This window comes from Aeromicrobium sp. CFBP 8757 (genome assembly GCF_014841755.1).
Lineage (GTDB): Bacteria > Actinomycetota > Actinomycetes > Propionibacteriales > Nocardioidaceae > Aeromicrobium.
The window spans coordinates 143,918-161,876 of record NZ_JACYUM010000005.1 but is presented as its reverse complement, the minus strand read 5'-3'; the positions used below and the strand labels follow the sequence as shown (position 1 = coordinate 161,876).

The following is a 17,959-nucleotide window of genomic DNA, read 5'->3' as shown; positions in this document are numbered from 1 at the left end:
GTGTGCCCGATGGAGGCCGACACCCGGTGAACCCCGGTGGTGCGCCGGTTGCGCGCAGTGACAAGATGACGATGCACACACTTTCTGGGAGGACACCGTGGCGGACGGCGCCGGCAACACCTTTGACATCGTGATTCTCGGCGGCGGAAGCGGCGGCTACGCCTGCGCGCTGCGCGCCGTGCAGCTCGGCAAGTCGGTCGCGCTGATCGAGAAGTCCAAGCTCGGCGGCACCTGCCTGCACTGGGGATGCATCCCGACCAAGGCGCTGCTGCACTCCGCCGAGGTCGCCGACCTGGCCCGCGAGGGCCAGAACTTCGGCATCAGGTCGACGTTCGACGGCATCGACATGGCCCAGGTCAACACGTACAAGGACGGCGTGATCGACCGCCTGTACAAGGGCCTGCAGGGACTCATCAAGTCCGGCGGCATCACGGTCGTCGAGGGCGAGGGCAAGCTCGTCTCCACCGACCCCAACGGCGGCGGCACCGTCGAGGTCAACGGCCAGCAGTACACCGGCACCAACGTCGTCCTGGCGACCGGCTCGGTCTCGCGCACGCTGGGCCTGGAGATCGGCGGCCGCGTCATCACGTCCACCGAGGCGCTGTCGATGACCGAGGTGCCCGAGAAGGTCGTCATCATCGGCGGCAGCGTCATCGGCGTCGAGTTCGCGAGCGTCTGGAAGTCCTTCGGCGCCGACGTCACGATCATCGAGGGCCTGCCCACGCTCGTCCCGCTCGAGGACCCGGCGCTCAGCAAGGGCCTGGAGCGCGCGTTCCGCAAGCGCAAGATCAACTTCAAGACCGGCGTCAAGTTCGACTCGGTCAAGCAGACCGACTCCGGCGTCACCGTCACGCTCGAGAACGGCGACACGATCGAGACCGACCTGGTCCTGGTGGCCGTGGGCCGTGGGCCGAACTCGGCCGGCATGGGCTACGAGGAGGCCGGCGTCACGGTCGACCGTGGCTGGGTGCCGACCGACGAGCGCCTCGCGACCAACGTCAAGGGCGTCTTCGCCGTCGGCGACCTGGTGCCCGGCCTGCAGCTGGCGCACCGCGGCTTCGCGCACGGCATCTTCGTCGCCGAGGAGATCGCGGGCCTCGAGCCCCAGGTCGTCGTCGACGCCGGCATCCCCCGCGTCACGTACTGCGAGCCCGAGATCGCGTCGGTCGGCATCACCGAGCCGCAGGCCAAGGCCAAGTACGGCGACGACAACGTCGAGATCGTCGAGTACAACCTCGGCGGCAACGGCAAGAGCCAGATCCTCGGCACCGCCGGCACGGTCAAGCTGGTCCGCGAGAAGGACGGCCCGATCGTGGGCGTCCACATGCTCGGATCGCGCTTCGGCGAGCAGGTCGGCGAGGCATCCCTCATCGTGAACTGGGAGGCGTACCCCGAGGACGTCGCGCAGTTCATCCACGCTCACCCGACCCAGAACGAGGCCATCGGCGAAGCCGCCCTCGCACTGGCCGGCAAACCCCTTCACTCGCACGCCTGATCCGGAGACCACCCATGGCAACTGAAGTCACCCTCCCCGCTCTCGGCGAGAGCGTCACCGAGGGCACCGTCACCCAATGGCTCAAGCAGATCGGCGACACCGTCGCGGTCGACGAGCCGCTGCTCGAGATCTCGACCGACAAGGTCGACACCGAGATCCCCTCCCCCGTGGCCGGCGTGCTGCTGGAGATCAAGGCCGAGGAGGACGAGACCGTCGAGGTCGGCGCGGTGCTGGCCGTCGTCGGCGAGGAGGGTGAGACGACCGACGACTCGGCCACCGCCCCCGTCTCGGACGAGAACCTCGTCGAGGAGAAGTCCGACTCGTCCGGCGAGCAGGCCTCGGCCGGCGACGAGCCCGAGCCCGAGTCGGTCGGTGAGGAGCGGTCCAACCAGCCGTCCGACAGCGCCGAGGAGCAGCACGACGCCGCCGAGACGGCCGCCGCGCCCCAGGCCGAGACCGCTCCGGCATCCGGTGGCGGCACCGAGGTCACGCTGCCCGCACTGGGCGAGAGCGTCACCGAGGGCACCGTGACGCAGTGGCTCAAGCAGGTCGGCGACGACGTCGAGGTCGACGAGCCGCTGCTCGAGATCTCGACCGACAAGGTCGACACCGAGATCCCGTCGCCCGTCGCGGGCAAGCTGCTCGAGATCCGCGCCGACGAGGACGAGACCGTCGAGGTCGGCGCCGTCCTGGCCGTCATCGGCGCCGAGGGCTCCACGACCACCGACTCGGCGACCGCGCCGGTCTCCGACGAGAACCTCGTCGAGGAGAAGAAGCCCGAGGCCGAGGCCCCGCAGGAGAAGGCTCCCGAGCCGGAGAAGGCCCCCGAGCCGGAGCCGGAGAAGGCGCCCGAGCCCACCCCGGCGCAGCCCGAGACCCAGGGCTCCCCCGAGCCCGCCCCGGCGCCCGCGGCGCCGAGCGACAGCGGCAACGGCGGCTCGAGCGACGGTGGTGACACCTACGTCACCCCGATCGTCCGCAAGCTCGCCAAGCAGCACGACGTCGACCTCGCCGCCGTCACCGGCACCGGCGTGGGCGGACGCATCCGCAAGCAGGACGTCCTCGACGCCGTCGCCGCCAAGGAGGCCGCCTCGGCCCCCGCCCCGGAGGCTCCCGCGGCCGCCGCCGCTCCCGCGGCCACCGCACCGACGGCCGAGCCGTCGGCCCTGCGGGGCAAGACCGAGAAGGTCACCCGCCTGCGCAAGGTCATCGCCTCGCGCATGGTCGAGTCGCTGCAGGTCTCGGCCCAGCTGACGCAGGTGCACGAGGTCGACGTCACCGAGGTCGCCCGCCTGCGGGCCCGCCACAAGGACGCCTTCCTCGAGCGCGAGGGCGTCAAGCTGACGTTCCTGCCGTTCTTCGCGAAGGCCGCGATCGAGGCGCTCAAGTCGTACCCGCAGCTCAACTCGGCGCTCGACCTCGAGGCGGGCACGATCACGTACCCGGCCGGCGAGCACCTGGGCATCGCGGTCGACACCGAGCGCGGGCTGCTCGTGCCGACGATCAAGGACGCCGGCGACCTGTCGATCGCGGGCCTGGCCCGCAAGATCGCCGACGCCGCCGAGCGCACCCGCACCAACAAGATCACGCCGGACGAGCTGTCCGGCGCGACGTTCACGATCACCAACCTGGGCAGCAACGGCGCCCTGTTCGACACGCCGATCATCAACCAGCCCCAGGTCGCGATCCTCGGGACGGGTGCCGTCGTCAAGCGTCCGGTCGTCGTCACCGACGACCACGGCAACGACAGCATCTCGGTGCGCAGCATGGTCTACCTGGCCCTGACGTACGACCACCGCATCGTCGACGGTGCCGACGCCGGTCGCTTCCTGACCGCGGTCAAGCAGCGTCTGCAGGCCGGTTCGTTCGAGTCCGAGCTCGGGTCCTGACGTCGTGCACGTGGTGGTGGGAGGGGCCTCGGGCTTCCTCGGCACGGCCCTGACCACCCACCTGCGTGCGCGCGGACACGAGGTCACCCGGCTCGTCCGGTCGGGTGACGCCTCGGCCGACGCGTCCCGGTGGGATCCCTACGCCGGGAGCGTCGACCAGCGGCTGATCGACCGGGCCGACGCCGTCGTCAACCTGACGGGTGCCTCGATCTCGAAGTGGCCCCGCACCGCCGGCACCAAGGACGAGATCCGGTCGTCCCGCCTCGCCGCCACCACGACGCTCGCCAAGGCCGTCGCGGCCTCGGCGACGCCGACCGTGTTCATCTCGGGGTCCGGCATGTCGTGGTACGGCGACGACCGCGGCGCCGAGGAGCTCACGGAGGCCAGCAGCCCCGGCACGGGCTTCCTGGCCGAGGTGTCGCAGGCCTGGGAGGCCGCGGCGCAGCCGGCGATCGACGCGGGAGCCCGCACGTGCTTCGTGCGCACGTCGCTCGTGCTCAGCAAGGACGGCGGCGTGCTCAAGCTGATGCTCCCCGTGTGGAAGCTCGGCGGCGGGGCCAGGCTCGGCACGGGACGTCAGTACATGTCGTTGATCTCGCTCCACGACTGGGTGCGCGGGGTCGAGTTCCTGCTCGAGAACGACCACGCCAGCGGACCGTTCAACTTCTCGAGCCCCGGTGCGGCGACCAACGCCGAGTACACCGACGCCCTGGGCGAGGCGGTGCACCGTCCGACGTTCCTGGCCGTCCCGCGGTTCGCGATCAAGGCGGCGCTCGGCGGCATCGCCGACGACCTGATCGGATCGCTGCGGGTCTCCCCCGACGCCCTGGTCGACGCCGGCTTCACCTTCGCCGACCCCGACCTGCGGGCCGTGCTCGACTCCGCCCTGGCCTAGCCGGCCGGCGCAGGACGCTCAACCGGCGTCCTGTGCCTGCCGGGTGCCCGCGATGCGCCAGCGGGCGTCCTGCCCGGGCTCCCGCGCGAGCGTGACGGTTCGGCGGGTCGGCCGGTCTCGCGGCAGCGCGGTCGACGTGCCGTCGTCCCACCGCACCCGGGCCGGCCCCAGCTGGTCGACGACGTCGAGCCGCACCCGGTGTCGGCTCTCGCGCACCACCCGGCAGCCGAGCACCCGCAGCTCGGCGCCGACGACCCGGCCGCCACGACGTCCGTAGGCCGCGATCAGCCGCGCGTCGGCACGACGGGCCGCGCTGGCCTCGACGTAGACGTCGCGCAGCAGCGAGGCGTCGGCCGAGGCGAACGCCTGCTCGCGCACGTCGTCGAGCGCGGCCAGGCGCACCGCCCACTGGTCGTCCGGCGACGGCGACAGCACGCGCACCGCGACGAGGAGAACCCACAGCCAGTCCATGCGCCCACTGTCGTCGTCGACGCCGACGGCCGCCCCGCTCCGTCCACAGGCGTCTCGACCGCGGGGCTACGCTGGAGGCGTGACGCTTGAGATCATCGACGACTGGTTCGGCCCCTCCGCGATCGACTTCGTCGACGCGTGGGACCTGCAGCGCGACCTGCACGCCCGCCGTGTCGCCGACGAGGTCGGCGACACCGCGCTGTTCCTCGAGCACCCGCCGGTCTACACGGCCGGACGCCGCACCGAGCCGTTCGAGCGTCCCTTCGACGGCACACCCGTCGTCGACGTCGACCGCGGCGGCAAGATCACGTTCCACGGCCCCGGCCAGCTCGTCGGCTACCCCATCACGAAGCTGCCCTCGCACGTCCTGGTCGTCGACTTCGTGCGACGCGTCGAGGAGGCCATGATCCGCGCGGCCGCCGACCTGGGCGTGACGACGGGACGCGTGCCCGGACGGTCGGGCGTGTGGCTCGGCGCCACGCCGGCGCGCGCCGAGCGCAAGGTCGGCGCCGTGGGCATCCGCGTCGCGCGCGGTGTCACGATGCACGGCTTCTCGCTGAACGCGGACGTCGACCTGTCGTACTACGACCGGTTCGTGCCGTGCGGCATCGCCGATGCCGGCGTCACGTCGCTGTCGGCCGAGCTCGGCCGCGACGTCACGGTGCCGGAGGCGGCAGCCGCGATCGCGCCCCACCTGCGCGAGCTGCTCGAGTGGCACCCCTACACGCCGGGGCCCGATCTCGCCGAGCAGGCCGAGACCGGGCCGTCCGTGCCGGTGCTGGGGCTCACTCGCTGAGGCGCAGCGCCTCCCCGAACCCGATCTTGCGCTCGGTGCGCATCAGGGTCCGCTCGTAGAGCCGTGCGGCCAGCCGCACGATCAGCACCGCGCCCACGACGTTGACGACCACGGCGACGACGATCTGCCACACGGGGACACCCCCCTCGGCCATCCTCGACGGCATCAGCATCGCCGACATGATCGGCAGCATCGACACGACGGTCTTGACGCCGGCACCCGCCGAGAAGGCGATGATGTAGGGCGCGAACAGCAGCACCTGGCCCGGCATCGTGGTCGACTGCAGGTCCTCCTGCCGTGACGCGAGCGACCCGGCCACGGCCCACAGGCCGGCGAGTGCGACGAAGCCGAGCACGAAGAACACGACGTACATGCCGACCGCCGGGCCGAGCGACGACAGCAGCCCCGTCTCGCCGGTCAGCGCCAGCGCGCCGATGCCCGCGGCGGCCAGCAGCAGGATCTGCGCGAACGCCAGCAGCGTGTTGCCGGCGATCTTGCCCCACAGCATCGCGCGGATCGGCACGGCCGCGGCGAGGATCTCGACCACCCTGCTCTCCTTCTCCTGCACGACGCTCTGCGCGATCGACATGCCGAACGTGATCGCCGTGATGTAGAAGAGGATCAGGAACACGTAGGCCGCGAGCTGGCGCGCGCCGGCGTCGCTCTCGGCGGGGTCGAGCAGGCGCTCCGACACGGTCGAGCCGGCCTGCAGCTCGTCGAGGTCGACGCCCTGGCGCTCCGCGTTGGCCTGCAGCGCCTCGCTCGTGCCGACCGCCGTCAGCGCGGCCGACAGGGTCGAGTCGACCTCCTCGTCGCCGACGACCTCGTAGCCCGTCTCGGTCGCGACGAGGGCGGCGTCGACGTCGCCGTCGCGGACCGCCTTCTCCGCGGCCGCGGTCGACGTGAACTCGCGCGGTTCGGCGGTCGATCCGTCGTCGGACCGGTCCACGACGTCCGACGCCGACGACACGATCGCTGCGGACGCCTGGTCGGTCACCGCGACGGTGTAGTCGGTCGGACGGCCGCCCAGGATCGACGTCAGCACGACCATCGCGACGACGCCGACGACCATGAACAGGGCGCTGTAGACGTACGACTTCTCGCGGACGCGGGTCGTGACCTCACGCTCGGCGACGACGCGCCACGCGCCACGGACCTCGTCGTCGGTGGACGTCCGGTCGTCGGTGCGTGCAGGGGTGACGGTGCTCATCGGTTGACCTCCCGGAAGATGGCGGACAGGGGCTGACGGACGCGGCTGAACTCGGCGACGGGCTCCTTCGCGACGACCTGCGCGAGCAGGTCGGACGCGGTCGTGCCCGCCAGGTCGACCAGGGCCGTGCCGCCGTCGACGTCGCGGACCTCGATGCCGCGCAGGCCACGGATCCACGCCGCATCGGAGCCCGGCCCGTCGAGGGTGATGCGGTAGCGGTCGGCCCCCGTGCCCCGGAGCTCCTCGACCGAGCCCGCCGCGACGACCCTGCCCTTCGACAGGATCACGAGGTCGTCGCACAGCCGCTCGACCAGGTCGAGCTGGTGGCTCGAGAACAGCAGCGGCTTGTCGCCCGCCTCCTTCGCCAGCAGGGACGCCATGGCGTCGACCGCGACGGGGTCCAGCCCGCTGAACGGCTCGTCGAGCACCAGGGCGTCGGGTCGGTGGATCAGCGACGCGGCGATCTGCACGCGCTGCTGGTTGCCGAGCGAGAGCGTGTCGAGCACGTCGTCGGCGCGGTCGGCGAGGTCGAAGTGGTCGAGCAGCTCGCGCGCCCGACGGTGCGCCTCGGCGCGGTCTATCCCGTGGAGCCGCGCGAGGAACACGAGCTGGTCGGTGATCCGCATGCGCGGGTACAGGCCCCGCTCCTCCGGCATGTAGCCGAAGCGTCGGCGCTGGCCCGTCGTGATGGGGCTGCCGTTCCACAGCACCTGGCCCGCGCTCGGCGCCAGGACGCCGAGGATCATCCGCATCGTCGTGGTCTTGCCGGCGCCGTTGGCACCGACGAACCCCGTCATGCGGCCGGGCACGACCCGGAAGGTGACGTCGTCCACGACGACGGTGCCGTCGTACGACCTGCTGAGGGAGGAGATGTCCAACATGCCGTCCACGCTAGGAGCCGGACGCGCGTCGCACATCGGCCACGAGGATGAAGCGCCCCTCATCCCAAAGGTGGGGTCAGGCGGTGCCGCGCTCGTCCATCAGGCCCGACTCGTGCGCCACGATGACGGCCTGCACGCGGTCACGGACCGCGAGCTTGGTCAGCACCTTCGACACGTGCGACTTGACGGTCGCCTCGCTGACGAACAGGTCCTTCGCGATCTCGCCGTTGCTCCGACCGCGGCCCATCGCCACGAGCACGTCCTGCTCGCGCTCGGTGAGCTCGGCCAGCCCCGGCACGCTGACGCCCCGCGGACGTCCGGTCGAGCGGGCGATGACCCGCTGCGTCACCTCGGGCGCCAGCAGCGAGTGGCCCTGCGCGACGACGCGGATCGCGGCGACCAGGTCGGAGGGCGGGCAGTTCTTGAGCATGAAGCCGCTGGCCCCTGCCTGCAGCGCCGCGAACAGGTAGTCGTCGTCGTCGAACGTCGTCAGGATCAGCACCTTGCAGTCGGGCACCGCCTCGATGACCCGGCGCGTCGCCTCGATGCCGTCCATGCGGGGCATCTGCACGTCCATCAGGACGACGTCGGGACGCAGGGCGCTCGCCTGCCGCACCGCGACGTCGCCGTCGTCGGCCTCGCCCACGACCTCGAGATCGTCCTCGGCGCTGAGGATCATGCCGAAGCCCGTGCGGACCAGCGCCTGGTCGTCGGCGACCAGCACCCGCGTCGTCGTCATGTCGCCACCCCCGAAGAAACCCCATCGTACGAGGGCGCCGCCATGACGCACCGTCCGTGAGCTCGCTGGCGCTCGCTCATGTCGCCACCGGGATGCGGACACGGACGCGGAAGCCCCCGTCGGGCCGCGCACCGATCTCGGCCTCGCCGCCGTGCATCGCCGCCCGCTCGCGGATGCCGGTCAGCCCGAACCCGCCCGAGGACGACGTGGGGGCCGAGCCCGCGCCGGACGTCGTGGCCGAGCCGTCGTCGATGACCTCGACCTCGACGGCGGCGGCCTCCTGCTCCCCCGCCGGGACGAACCGCAGCACGATCTCGCCGGCGCACGCGCCTGCGTGGCGGCGCAGGTTCGACACGGCCTCCTGCGCGATGCGGAACATCGACAGGCCGACGGTCGGCGGCACGTCGAAGGGGTCACCGACGCGCCGGAACGTCACGGCCGGGCGGTCGTCCGGCGACGCGAGCGACGCGATCTCGGCCAGCCCGGGCTGCGGCACCCGGTCGCCGCGCTCGTCGTCGGCCCGCAGCAGCCCCACGAGCTGGTGCATCTGCTGGACCGCCTGGCGCGACGAGGTCTCGATGACCGACAGCGCCTCACGGGCCACCTCGGGGCGGGCGTCCATGACGCGTCCGGCACCGGCGGCCTGCACCCCGATGCCGCTGACGTGGTGGGCGACGACGTCGTGGAGGTCGCGGGCGATGCGCACCCGCTCGGCCTGCACGGCGCTGTCGCGGTCGCGGTCCTGCGCGTGACGCTCGGCGACGATGCGGTCAGCGATCTCGGCCCGCTGACGGGCGCTGCGCCACGCGCCGTGACCCCAGGCCATCGCGCCGAAGAAGTAGATGACGTTGATCGTCAGCGAGTACGCGATCATCGCGCCGTACTGCGGCAGCAGACCGACCCGGGGAGCCGTGGGCGGGTCCTCGCGGACGAACTGCCACACCAGCCAGCCGAACATCGCGACGATCACGACGGCGCTGGTCGCCATCAGCGCGCGCGGGCGCCGCGACCACGCCCAGGCCGAGTAGAGCGCGACGAACAGGACGATCTGCAGCGTGAAGACGACGCCGAGCTGCGCCTGGTGCTCGCCGATGACGATGAAGATCACGGACTCGAGGATCAGCGTCGTCAGCGGGAATCGTCGACGTCCGGCGAACAGCAGGCCCGCCAGGGCGAACAGCCCGTAGACGAGCAACGGGTCGGACAGCTCGATGCGCGCGCCGCTGCGCCACACCTCGACCGACACCACCGAGGCGACCGCCGCGACGACGCCACCGACGACGTCCGCCCGCACCTGTGCGCGGTCGGGTGCGGGGCGGGCCCACGCGCGGTCCAGGTCGAGCACGCGACCGAGCCTAGGGCACGTTTCCGGACAGGCGTACCCTTGAGGGTGTGACCATCGCACCTGAGGGACGCAAGATGCTTCGGCTCGAAGTCCGCAACGCCGAGACGCCGATCGAGAAGAAGCCCGCCTGGATCAAGACCCGCGCGAAGATGGGTCCTGAGTACAACGAGCTGATGAAGCTCGTGAAGGGCGAGGGCCTGCACACGGTGTGCCAGGAGGCCGGCTGCCCCAACATCTTCGAGTGCTGGGAGGACCGCGAGGCCACGTTCCTCATCGGCGGCGAGCAGTGCACCCGTCGCTGCGACTTCTGCCAGATCGACACCGGCAAGCCCGACCCGATCGACCGCGACGAGCCCCGCCGCGTCGCCGAGTCCGTCCAGAAGATGGAGCTGCGGTACGCGACCATCACCGGTGTCGCGCGCGACGACGTGCCCGACGGCGGCGCGTGGCTGTACGCCGAGACGGTGCGCAAGATCCACGAGCTCAACCCGAACACGGGCGTCGAGAACCTGATCCCCGACTTCAACGGCATCCCCGAGCTGCTGACCCAGGTCTTCGAGTCGCGTCCCGAGGTGCTGGCCCACAACGTCGAGACCGTCCCGCGCATCTTCAAGCGCATCCGTCCGGCGTTCCGCTACGAGCGCTCGCTCGACGTCATCACCCAGGCCCGCGACTTCGGCCTGGTCACCAAGTCCAACCTGATCCTGGGCATGGGCGAGACCCGCGAAGAGGTCTCCCAGGCCTTGGTCGACCTGCACGAGGCGGGCTGCGACCTCATCACGATCACGCAGTACCTGCGTCCGTCGGTGCGCCACCACCCCGTCGAGCGGTGGGTCAAGCCCGAGGAGTTCGTCGAGCTCAAGGCCGAGGCCGACGAGATCGGCTTCGCCGGCGTCATGTCCGGACCGCTCGTGCGCTCGTCCTACCGCGCCGGATCGCTCTACCAGCAGGCCCGCGAGTCAGGACGCGGCATGGGCGCGGCCCCCGTCGCGCCGTAGACTGCCCCCCATGTCGAACTCCGTCCCCACGCCGGCCACGGGCCGCCTCGGCCAGATGCGCCAGGCGTACCAGATCACCAAGCGCAGCGACCGCAACATCGGTCTGATCCTGCTGCTGACCTTCCTCGTGGTGGGTGGGGTGTTCGCGGCGCTCGGCTACTTCCTGTTCGGCACCGGCTGGATCGGGCTCACGATCACGATCGTGTTCGGCCTGCTCACCGGCACCCTCGGCGTCCTGATCGTCTTCGGCCGTCGCGCCGAGAAGGCCGCCTACGCCCAGGTCGAGGGCCAGCGCGGAGCCGCCGCCGGCGCGCTGCAGATGCTGCGCCGCGGCTGGGAGGTCAAGCCGGCCGTGTCGTTCAACAAGAACCAGGACGTCGTGCACCGGGTCGTCGGCCGTCCCGGCATCGTCCTGGTGGGTGAGGGCAACCCGACCGCGGTGCGCGGTCTGCTCGCGTCCGAGGTCAAGAAGCACGCCCGCGTGGGCGGCGAGTCGGTGCCCGTCACCGGCATCATCGTCGGCATGGACGAGGGCCAGGTCCCCCTCACCAAGCTCGTCAAGCACGTCAACAAGCTGCCCAAGAAGATCAAGCCGGCGCAGATGAGCGAGCTGGTCTACAAGCTCAAGGCCCTCGACGCGATGCGTCCGGCCGCCCCCATGCCGCGCGGCCCCGTGCCGACCAGCATGAAGGGCAACCGCAAGGCGATGCGCGGCTGACCGACGCCGCCTGCGGCGTCGCGGGAGCCGCGCGCCAGCGGAGCGTGAGCGTCCCGCCGGTCTGCGAGGCGTGGTGAGGTGGACGGCTCGGGCGAGTCCGCGTCCTCACCTGATTCGCCTCGCTTCGCTCACGCTCGGCCGCAGGCGGCCTCCCTGGCGACCGAGAGCCACCGTTCGCCAGGGAGCGGAGCTGGGGGTACCTCCCGCGAGCGCAGCGAGTGGGGGCCTGTGAGGGCGAAGCCCGAGGCGAACCACCAACGTACGTCGCCTCGCTTCGCTCACGCTCGGCCGCAGGCGGCCTCCCTGGCGACCGGTGTCAGTCCTTGACGACGCGGGAGCCGGCCGCGAGGTCGTGGATGCCCCGCTTGTCGTCGGTCATGACGATGGCCGGCAGCACGGTGCACAGCAGCAGCGTGCGCAGCAGGGCGCGCGGGACGCCGATGGGGCGCCCGTCGGGGTTCTCGATGCGCATGCCCAGCAGCCGCTTGCCGATCGAGCGTCCGACCAGGCCGGTCAGGATGCCGACCTCGGCGATGAAGAAGCCGATGATGATGAACGTCTGGCTCGGGTCCTCGTCGAGCGGCGCGGGCGGGTAGCGCACGCCGGCGAGCGTCACGGCGCTGAGCGCCGCGATGATCCAGTCGATCAGCAGGGCGCCGAGGCGCCGGACCAGCGAGGGGATCTCCACACCGCGAGCCTATCGAGCGGGCCCTCGGACGGCACGGACGGGCACTTGTAACACTCCTGAAACACTTCGGACTCCGCCGGGTAACTGCATCCTCCTAGCGTCGACGATACGGTGCAGTGACGCACTTTCCTGCCGGTTCGACAAACGAAGGCCGCCCCCCGCGGTCTAGGAGGCCACATGTTCGGCAATGCCGACGAGCTGTTCAAGTTCATCAAGGACGAGGGTGTCGAGTACCTCGACGTCCGTTTCACCGATCTGCCGGGCATCCAGCAGCAGGTCACGCTGCCCGCGTCGACGTTCGACGCCGACATGGTCGAGAGCGGTGTGGCGTTCGACGGCTCGTCGATCCGCGGATTCCAGACGATCGACCAGTCCGACATGGTGCTGTTCCCGGACATCAAGACCGCGTACGTCGACCCGTTCAAGGCCCGCAAGACCATCGCGATGGACTTCTTCGTCCACGACCCGATCACGGGCGAGGCCTACTCGCGTGACCCGCGCAACATCGCCCGCAAGGCCGAGGCGTACCTCGCGACCACCGGCATCGGCGACACCGCCTTCTTCGCCCCCGAGGCCGAGTTCTACATCTTCGACCGCGTCAACTACGGCACGGCTGCCAACAAGTCGTTCTACGAGATCCAGTCGTCCGAGGCCGCCTGGTCGACCGGCGACAGCATCGACGACAACCGCGGCTACCAGGTCCGCTACAAGGGTGGCTACTTCCCGGTCGCGCCGACCGACAAGACCGCTGACCTGCGCAACGACATGATGACGAACCTGACCAACGCCGGTCTCGTCCTCGAGCGCGGTCACCACGAGGTCGGCACGTCCGGCCAGGCCGAGATCAACTACAAGTTCGACACCCTGCTCAAGGCTGCCGACGACGTCATGAAGTTCAAGTACATCGTCCGCAACACCGCGTGGGCCAACGACAAGACCGTGACGTTCATGCCGAAGCCGATCTTCGGTGACAACGGCTCGGGCATGCACGTGCACCAGTCGATCTGGAACGACGGCAAGCCGCTGTTCTACGACGAGTCGGGCTACGGCGGACTGTCGGACCTCGCGCGTCACTACATCGGCGGCATCCTGAAGCACGCGCCGTCGCTGCTGGCCTTCACCAACCCGTCGGTCAACTCCTACCGTCGTCTGGTGCCGGGCTTCGAGGCCCCCATCGCGCTGGTCTACTCGGCCCGCAACCGCTCGGCGTGCGTCCGCATCCCGATCACGGGCTCGAACCCCAAGGCCAAGCGCATCGAGTTCCGCTGCCCCGACCCGTCGGCGAACCCGTACCTCGCGTTCTCGGCGCTGCTCATGGCCGGTCTCGACGGCATCAAGAACAAGATCGAGCCCGCTGCCCCGATCGACAAGAACATCTACGAGCTGCCGCCGGAGGAGTACGACGCCATCAACATGGTGCCGACGTCGCTCAACGCCGTCCTCGACTCGCTCGAGGCCGACCACGAGTTCCTCACCGCCGGTGACGTGTTCACGCCCGACCTGATCGAGACGTGGATCGACTACAAGCGCACCGAGGAGATCCTGCCCGTGCAGCTGCGGCCGCACCCCCACGAGTTCGAGCTGTACTACGACATCTGATCGGACGGGCCGAGCAGGCCCCGACGTGCACGATTCAGCAGCCCTCGCCGGCGGCTCCTCCGGGAGCCCGCCGGCGGGGGCTGCTCGCGTGTGCACGCACGCGCCTGACGGTCGCTAGCGGTCGAGCCGAGCGGCGCGGGCGTAGTTGGCGGCCAACCGCTGCACCGGACCGGTCTCGCTCATCGCAGCCTCGTAGGCCGGCGCAGGGACCGCGTCGGCCCACGCGTTCATGGCCTCGAGCACGTCACGCAGCTGCAGGCCCACCGGTGTCAGCTCGTACACGACCCGCGGAGGGATCTCGGCGTACGCGGTGCGCGTGACCAGCCCATGCGCCTCGAAGCGCTTGAGGCGATGCGTCAAGGTGTGGGCACTGATGCCGGGCAGCGCCTCGACCAGCTCGTTGAAGCGGTGGGGGCCGTGCATGAGCTCCCGGACGATCAACGTCGCCCAGGGCCCGTCGAGGAGCATCAGGAACCGAGCGACGCCGCACTCGGGCACACAGACCTGTTCATTTCCCATGACCTTCACGATAGGCCATTAGTGCAGTTGACGTAACCGATGCATCACATGCACTAATGGCTGCATGACCTACCTCGTCCACGGCGCCACCGGCGCCCAAGGCTCCCCCGTCCTGTCCTTCCTGCGCGCCGCCGGCCATTCCGCCACGGCCGCGGTCCGCGACACCTCGTCGACCGACGGCCCCGCCGTCAGCGTCGACGTCGCGTCCGTCGACTCGCTGACCTCCGCCTACCGCGGCGCGACCGGCGTCTTCGTCCACCTGCCCGTCGGCAGCGCCGAGCAGCAGCTCGCGGCCGGGCAGAACATCGGCACCGCCGTGGTGAGGGCGGAGGTCCCGCGAGTGGTGGTCTCGACCAGCGGCTACCCGCTGGAACCGGGGTCAGGCCTGGCGGCCCTCGTGGACGCGCTGACCGCGGACGACGTCTCCTTCGCGGTGGTCCAGCCGCGCCTCTTCCTCGAGAACCTGCTGCTGCCGCCCGTGACCGAGGCGGTGCAGGCCGAGGGCGTCCTGCGCTACCCGGTGCGAGCCGACTACCCGCTGTCGTGGGCGTCGCACCTGGACGTCGCGGACGCCGTGGTGGCGCTGCTCCTCGACCGGACGATCACGGGTCGCATCGGTGTCGGCGCGCTCCCGCCGCTGGTGGGCGCCGACCTGGCCGCGGGATTCGCCGAGCACCACGGCACCGACATCACCTTCGAGCCCCAGGACCCCGAGGACTTCGGACGCGACATCATCCCGATGTTCGGCGAGGCCGGCGCACGTCCGGTGATCGACTCCTATGCATGGCGCCAGACGCAGCCGTCGGACGTCATCGACGCCGCCACCTCCGCCCAGCAGCTGCTCGGGCTCTCCCCGCGCGGCGTCGCGGCGTGGCTCGACGAGATCGGCGCCTGACGCCACGACGGGTCGCGGGACCGCTGGTCGACCTGGAGGACCCGACCCGGTCGACAGCGGCCCCCGTCGGGGGTTCCCCGGGAGCCTGCCGGCGGGGGCCTGCCGTCGTGCTTGATCCAAGGGAGGCGCGGCCCTACGATGTTCACATTACGAACGTCTGTACGTAGAGCGAACAGGATCACCGTGACTGACGCATTCCTCCTCTCGGCCGCCCGCACGCCGTTCGGCCGCTTCAACGGCGCCCTGGCCGGGGTCCGGCCCGACGACCTCGCGGCCGCCGCGCTGCGCGGCCTGACCGCTGCGCACACCGATCTCGACCCCGCGACGATCGACGAGGTCGTCTGGGGCAATGCCAACGGCGCGGGCGAGGACAACCGCAACGTCGGACGCATGGCGGTCCTGCTCGCTGGCCTGCCGACGTCCGTGCCGGCCACGACGGTCAACCGCCTGTGCGGCTCGAGCCTCGACGCGGCCATGATGGCGTCCCGCTCGATCGAGACGGGTGACGCCGACCTCGTCGTCGCCGGAGGCGTCGAGTCGATGACCCGGGCGCCGTGGGTGCTGCCCAAGCCGTCCCGGGGATTCCCGGCCGGCGACACGACAGCCGTGTCGACCACCTTGGGCTGGCGGCTCGTCAACGACCGCATGCCCGCCGAGTGGACCGTCTCGCTGGGCGAGTGCAACGAGCAGCTCCAGGAGAGGTTCTCGATCTCGCGCGAACGGCAGGACGCCTTCGCAGCCCGGTCTCACGAGCTCGCCGACGCGGCCTGGGAGACCGGGTTCTACGACGACCTCGTCGTGCCGGTCGACGGCGTCGACCTCGTCCGCGACGAGGGCATCCGACCCGGCACCGACGTCGAGAAGCTCGCCGGCCTGAAGACCGTGTTCCGTCCCGACGGCACCATCACCGCCGGCAACGCCTCGCCGCTCAACGACGGGGCCGCCGCCCTGCTGCTCGGATCGGCCGGTGCCGCCGAGCGGCTCGGCACCCCTCCCCTGGCCCGCGTCGCCGGCCGCGGCGCATCCGCGCTCGACCCGCAGATGTTCGGCTTCGCGCCGGTCGAGGCCGCCGACACCGCGCTGCGCCGTGCGGGCATCACGTGGTCCGACGTCGGCGCCGTCGAGCTCAACGAGGCGTTCGCGGTGCAGTCGCTCGCCTGCGTCGACGCGTGGGACATCGACCCCGCCATCGTGAACGTCAAGGGCGGCGCGATCGCGATCGGGCACCCCCTCGGCGCCTCCGGCGCCCGCATCATCGGCACGCTGGCGCACGTCCTGCGGGAACGCGACGAGCGGTGGGGCGTCGCCGCGATCTGCATCGGCGTCGGACAGGGCCTGGCCGTCGTGCTCGAGAACGTCGAGGCATCGCGATGAGCACGGTCACGATCCACGACGACGCCGACGCCGCGGTCGCCTCGGTGGCCGACGGCGCGACCGTGCTGGTCGGAGGCTTCGGGATGGCAGGCATGCCGGTCACCCTGATCGACGCGCTGATCCGGCAGGGCGCGACGGACCTGACCGTCGTCAGCAACAACGCCGGCAACGGTGACACCGGCCTCGCCGCGCTGCTGTCCGCCGGGAGGGTGCGCAGGATCGTCTGCTCCTTCCCGCGCCAGAAGGACTCATGGGTCTTCGACGGCCTCTACCGCGACGGCAGGATCGAGCTCGACGTCGTGCCGCAGGGCAACCTGGCCGAGCGCATGCGCGCCGCCGGGGCCGGCATCGGGGCGTTCTTCAGCCCCACGGGCGTCGGCACCCCGCTGGCCGAGGGCAAGGAGACCCGCACCATCGACGGACGCGACTACGTGCTCGAGATGCCGATCAGGGGCGACGTCGCGCTGATCGGCGCCCACCGGTCCGATCGTCTCGGCAACCTCGTCTACCGCCGGACGGCCCGCAACTTCGGCCCCGTCATGGCGACCGCCGCCGCGACGACGATCGTCGAGGTGCGCGAGGTCGTGCCCACCGGCGCGCTCGACCCCGAGTCGGTCGTCACGCCCGGCATCTACGTCGACCACGTGCTCGACCTGTCGGCACTCGAGGGGAACGTCGCATGAGCGGCACGCTGGAGCACCTCCACCGCGGGCCGCTCTCGAAGGACGAGATCGCGGCGATGATCGCGCGCGACATCCCCGACGGGTCGTACGTCAACCTCGGCATCGGCCAGCCGACCCTCGTCGCCGACCACCTCGATGCCGACAGCGGCGTCGTCCTGCACACCGAGAACGGGATGCTCGGCATGGGCCCCGCCGCCACGGGCGACGACGTCGACCCGGATCTGACGAACGCCGGCAAGATCCCGGTCACCGAGCTGGCGGGCGCCTCGTACTTCCACCAGGCCGACTCGTTCGCCATGATGCGCGGCGGGCACCTCGACGTGTGCGTGCTCGGGGCGTTCCAGGTCTCGGGAGGCGGCGACCTGGCCAACTGGCACACCGGGGCACCCGACGCGATCCCGGCGGTCGGTGGCGCCATGGACCTCGCGATCGGCGCCAAGGAGGTCTTCGTCGTGATGAGCCTGTTCGCGAAGGACGGCACCGCCAAGCTGGTCCGCGCGTGCACGTACCCGCTCACCGGCCTCGCCTGCGTGAGCCGCGTCTACACCGAGCACGCCACCTTCGTGGTGGGCCCCGACGGTGCGACCGTGGTCGAGACCTTCGGCATCGGCGTCGACGCGCTGCGGGCCCGTCTCGACGTCGACCTGCACCGCCTCACGACCTGAGCACGCGCCCTGCAGCCCGTCGCCGACGACCAGGACGTCTGGTCGCCGGCGCACGGGTTCGGCGCGACCACGAAGCCGTCGCGACGACGTCGCGCCGGT

Annotated in this window: 18 protein-coding genes; 11 read left to right on the top strand and 7 right to left on the bottom strand. The window is 71.1% G+C overall.

All coding sequences use genetic code 11. The annotated features are described in order from the left end of the window. The first annotated feature begins 97 nt into the window (after window positions 1-97). The 3 genes from lpdA to IFT73_RS14935 are packed head-to-tail and all read left to right on the top strand — an operon-like array spanning window position 98 to window position 4,279. Window positions 98-1,495, top strand: coding sequence for a dihydrolipoyl dehydrogenase (gene lpdA, locus IFT73_RS14945; protein ID WP_192168319.1), 1,398 nt, complete (start codon window positions 98-100; stop codon window positions 1,493-1,495). Between the two features lie 14 nt (window positions 1,496-1,509). Beyond that, a complete protein-coding gene (sucB, locus tag IFT73_RS14940; protein WP_192168318.1) occupies window positions 1,510-3,384 on the top strand; it encodes a 2-oxoglutarate dehydrogenase, E2 component, dihydrolipoamide succinyltransferase in 1,875 nt (624 codons plus the stop codon). Window positions 3,385-3,394: 10 nt separating this feature from the next. Beyond that, window positions 3,395-4,279 (top strand): TIGR01777 family oxidoreductase, encoded by an 885-nt coding sequence (locus IFT73_RS14935; protein ID WP_192168317.1) that lies wholly within the window; start codon window positions 3,395-3,397, stop codon window positions 4,277-4,279. Window positions 4,280-4,297: 18 nt separating this feature from the next. Here the strand turns inward: IFT73_RS14935 and IFT73_RS14930 are convergent, their stop codons facing one another. Further along, window positions 4,298-4,750 (bottom strand): hypothetical protein, encoded by a 453-nt coding sequence (locus IFT73_RS14930; protein WP_192168316.1) that lies wholly within the window; start codon window positions 4,748-4,750, stop codon window positions 4,298-4,300. A gap of 7 nt (window positions 4,751-4,757) precedes the next feature. Here IFT73_RS14930 and lipB point away from each other — a divergent pair, with 7 nt between their 5' ends. Beyond that, complete coding sequence (lipB, locus tag IFT73_RS14925) at window positions 4,758-5,546, top strand: lipoyl(octanoyl) transferase LipB (RefSeq protein ID WP_371811303.1); 789 nt, start codon at window positions 4,758-4,760, stop codon at window positions 5,544-5,546. Here lipB and IFT73_RS14920 read toward each other — a convergent pair. The 4 genes from IFT73_RS14920 to IFT73_RS14905 all read right to left on the bottom strand — a co-directional run bounded on the left by IFT73_RS14920 (window position 5,536) and on the right by IFT73_RS14905 (window position 9,721). Next, a complete protein-coding gene (locus tag IFT73_RS14920; RefSeq protein ID WP_192168314.1) occupies window positions 5,536-6,756 on the bottom strand; it encodes an ABC transporter permease in 1,221 nt (406 codons plus the stop codon). The genes lipB and IFT73_RS14920 overlap by 11 nt on opposite strands. Beyond that, window positions 6,753-7,637 carry an ABC transporter ATP-binding protein gene (locus IFT73_RS14915; RefSeq protein WP_192168313.1) on the bottom strand — a complete coding sequence of 295 codons (885 nt, stop codon included), beginning with the start codon at window positions 7,635-7,637 and terminating at the stop codon, window positions 6,753-6,755. Before IFT73_RS14915 ends, IFT73_RS14920 begins: the two co-directional genes overlap by 4 nt. Before the next feature lie 76 nt (window positions 7,638-7,713). Beyond that, on the bottom strand, window positions 7,714-8,376 hold the full coding sequence (locus IFT73_RS14910) for a response regulator transcription factor (protein WP_192168312.1): 663 nt from the start codon (window positions 8,374-8,376) through the stop codon (window positions 7,714-7,716). A gap of 76 nt (window positions 8,377-8,452) precedes the next feature. Beyond that, on the bottom strand, window positions 8,453-9,721 hold the full coding sequence (locus IFT73_RS14905; RefSeq protein ID WP_192168311.1) for a histidine kinase: 1,269 nt from the start codon (window positions 9,719-9,721) through the stop codon (window positions 8,453-8,455). 74 nt (window positions 9,722-9,795) lie between these two features. Between IFT73_RS14905 and lipA the strand changes: the two genes are divergently transcribed. Both lipA and IFT73_RS14895 read left to right on the top strand, forming a co-directional pair. Further along, window positions 9,796-10,719, top strand: coding sequence for a lipoyl synthase (gene lipA / locus IFT73_RS14900; protein WP_197984293.1), 924 nt, complete (start codon window positions 9,796-9,798; stop codon window positions 10,717-10,719). Window positions 10,720-10,729: 10 nt separating this feature from the next. Continuing rightward, window positions 10,730-11,437: a DUF4191 domain-containing protein gene (locus IFT73_RS14895; RefSeq protein WP_192168309.1), complete on the top strand. Its 708-nt coding sequence runs from the start codon at window positions 10,730-10,732 to the stop codon at window positions 11,435-11,437. Window positions 11,438-11,753: 316 nt separating this feature from the next. On the opposite strand, the gene IFT73_RS14890 is transcribed toward IFT73_RS14895, so the two are convergent. Then, on the bottom strand, window positions 11,754-12,125 hold the full coding sequence (locus tag IFT73_RS14890) for an RDD family protein (RefSeq protein WP_192168308.1): 372 nt from the start codon (window positions 12,123-12,125) through the stop codon (window positions 11,754-11,756). Window positions 12,126-12,302: 177 nt separating this feature from the next. Here IFT73_RS14890 and glnA point away from each other — a divergent pair, with 177 nt between their 5' ends. Next, entirely contained in the window at window positions 12,303-13,724 is a 1,422-nt protein-coding gene (gene glnA / locus IFT73_RS14885; protein WP_056609447.1) for a type I glutamate--ammonia ligase, read from the top strand. Between the two features lie 114 nt (window positions 13,725-13,838). Here glnA and IFT73_RS14880 read toward each other — a convergent pair whose 3' ends face one another. Beyond that, on the bottom strand, window positions 13,839-14,243 hold the full coding sequence (locus IFT73_RS14880; RefSeq protein ID WP_192168307.1) for a helix-turn-helix domain-containing protein: 405 nt from the start codon (window positions 14,241-14,243) through the stop codon (window positions 13,839-13,841). A gap of 64 nt (window positions 14,244-14,307) precedes the next feature. Here IFT73_RS14880 and IFT73_RS14875 point away from each other — a divergent pair, with 64 nt between their 5' ends. The 4 genes from IFT73_RS14875 to IFT73_RS14860 all read left to right on the top strand — a co-directional run bounded on the left by IFT73_RS14875 (window position 14,308) and on the right by IFT73_RS14860 (window position 17,860). Then, window positions 14,308-15,138 (top strand): SDR family oxidoreductase, encoded by an 831-nt coding sequence (locus IFT73_RS14875; protein WP_192168306.1) that lies wholly within the window; start codon window positions 14,308-14,310, stop codon window positions 15,136-15,138. A 183-nt stretch (window positions 15,139-15,321) separates the two neighbouring features. Further along, entirely contained in the window at window positions 15,322-16,512 is a 1,191-nt protein-coding gene (locus IFT73_RS14870) for an acetyl-CoA C-acyltransferase (protein WP_192168305.1), read from the top strand. Beyond that, window positions 16,509-17,195: a 3-oxoacid CoA-transferase subunit A gene (locus IFT73_RS14865; protein ID WP_192168304.1), complete on the top strand. Its 687-nt coding sequence runs from the start codon at window positions 16,509-16,511 to the stop codon at window positions 17,193-17,195. Before IFT73_RS14870 ends, IFT73_RS14865 begins: the two co-directional genes overlap by 4 nt. Further along, a complete protein-coding gene (locus IFT73_RS14860) occupies window positions 17,192-17,860 on the top strand; it encodes a 3-oxoacid CoA-transferase subunit B (RefSeq protein WP_192168303.1) in 669 nt (222 codons plus the stop codon). Before IFT73_RS14865 ends, IFT73_RS14860 begins: the two co-directional genes overlap by 4 nt. The last annotated feature ends 99 nt before the right edge of the window (window positions 17,861-17,959 follow it).

Coding starts and splice junctions, on each gene's coding strand:
- sucB (WP_192168318.1), top strand. CDS start 1,510: ATGGCAACTGAAGTCACCCTCCCCGCTCTCGGCGAGAGCGTCACCGAG.
- IFT73_RS14930 (WP_192168316.1), bottom strand. CDS start 4,750: ATGGACTGGCTGTGGGTTCTCCTCGTCGCGGTGCGCGTGCTGTCGCCG.
- IFT73_RS14920 (WP_192168314.1), bottom strand. CDS start 6,756: ATGAGCACCGTCACCCCTGCACGCACCGACGACCGGACGTCCACCGAC.
- IFT73_RS14915 (WP_192168313.1), bottom strand. CDS start 7,637: ATGTTGGACATCTCCTCCCTCAGCAGGTCGTACGACGGCACCGTCGTC.
- IFT73_RS14910 (WP_192168312.1), bottom strand. CDS start 8,376: ATGACGACGACGCGGGTGCTGGTCGCCGACGACCAGGCGCTGGTCCGC.
- lipA (WP_197984293.1), top strand. CDS start 9,796: ATGCTTCGGCTCGAAGTCCGCAACGCCGAGACGCCGATCGAGAAGAAG.
- IFT73_RS14895 (WP_192168309.1), top strand. CDS start 10,730: ATGTCGAACTCCGTCCCCACGCCGGCCACGGGCCGCCTCGGCCAGATG.
- glnA (WP_056609447.1), top strand. CDS start 12,303: ATGTTCGGCAATGCCGACGAGCTGTTCAAGTTCATCAAGGACGAGGGT.
- IFT73_RS14880 (WP_192168307.1), bottom strand. CDS start 14,243: ATGGGAAATGAACAGGTCTGTGTGCCCGAGTGCGGCGTCGCTCGGTTC.
- IFT73_RS14875 (WP_192168306.1), top strand. CDS start 14,308: ATGACCTACCTCGTCCACGGCGCCACCGGCGCCCAAGGCTCCCCCGTC.
- IFT73_RS14865 (WP_192168304.1), top strand. CDS start 16,509: ATGAGCACGGTCACGATCCACGACGACGCCGACGCCGCGGTCGCCTCG.
- IFT73_RS14860 (WP_192168303.1), top strand. CDS start 17,192: ATGAGCGGCACGCTGGAGCACCTCCACCGCGGGCCGCTCTCGAAGGAC.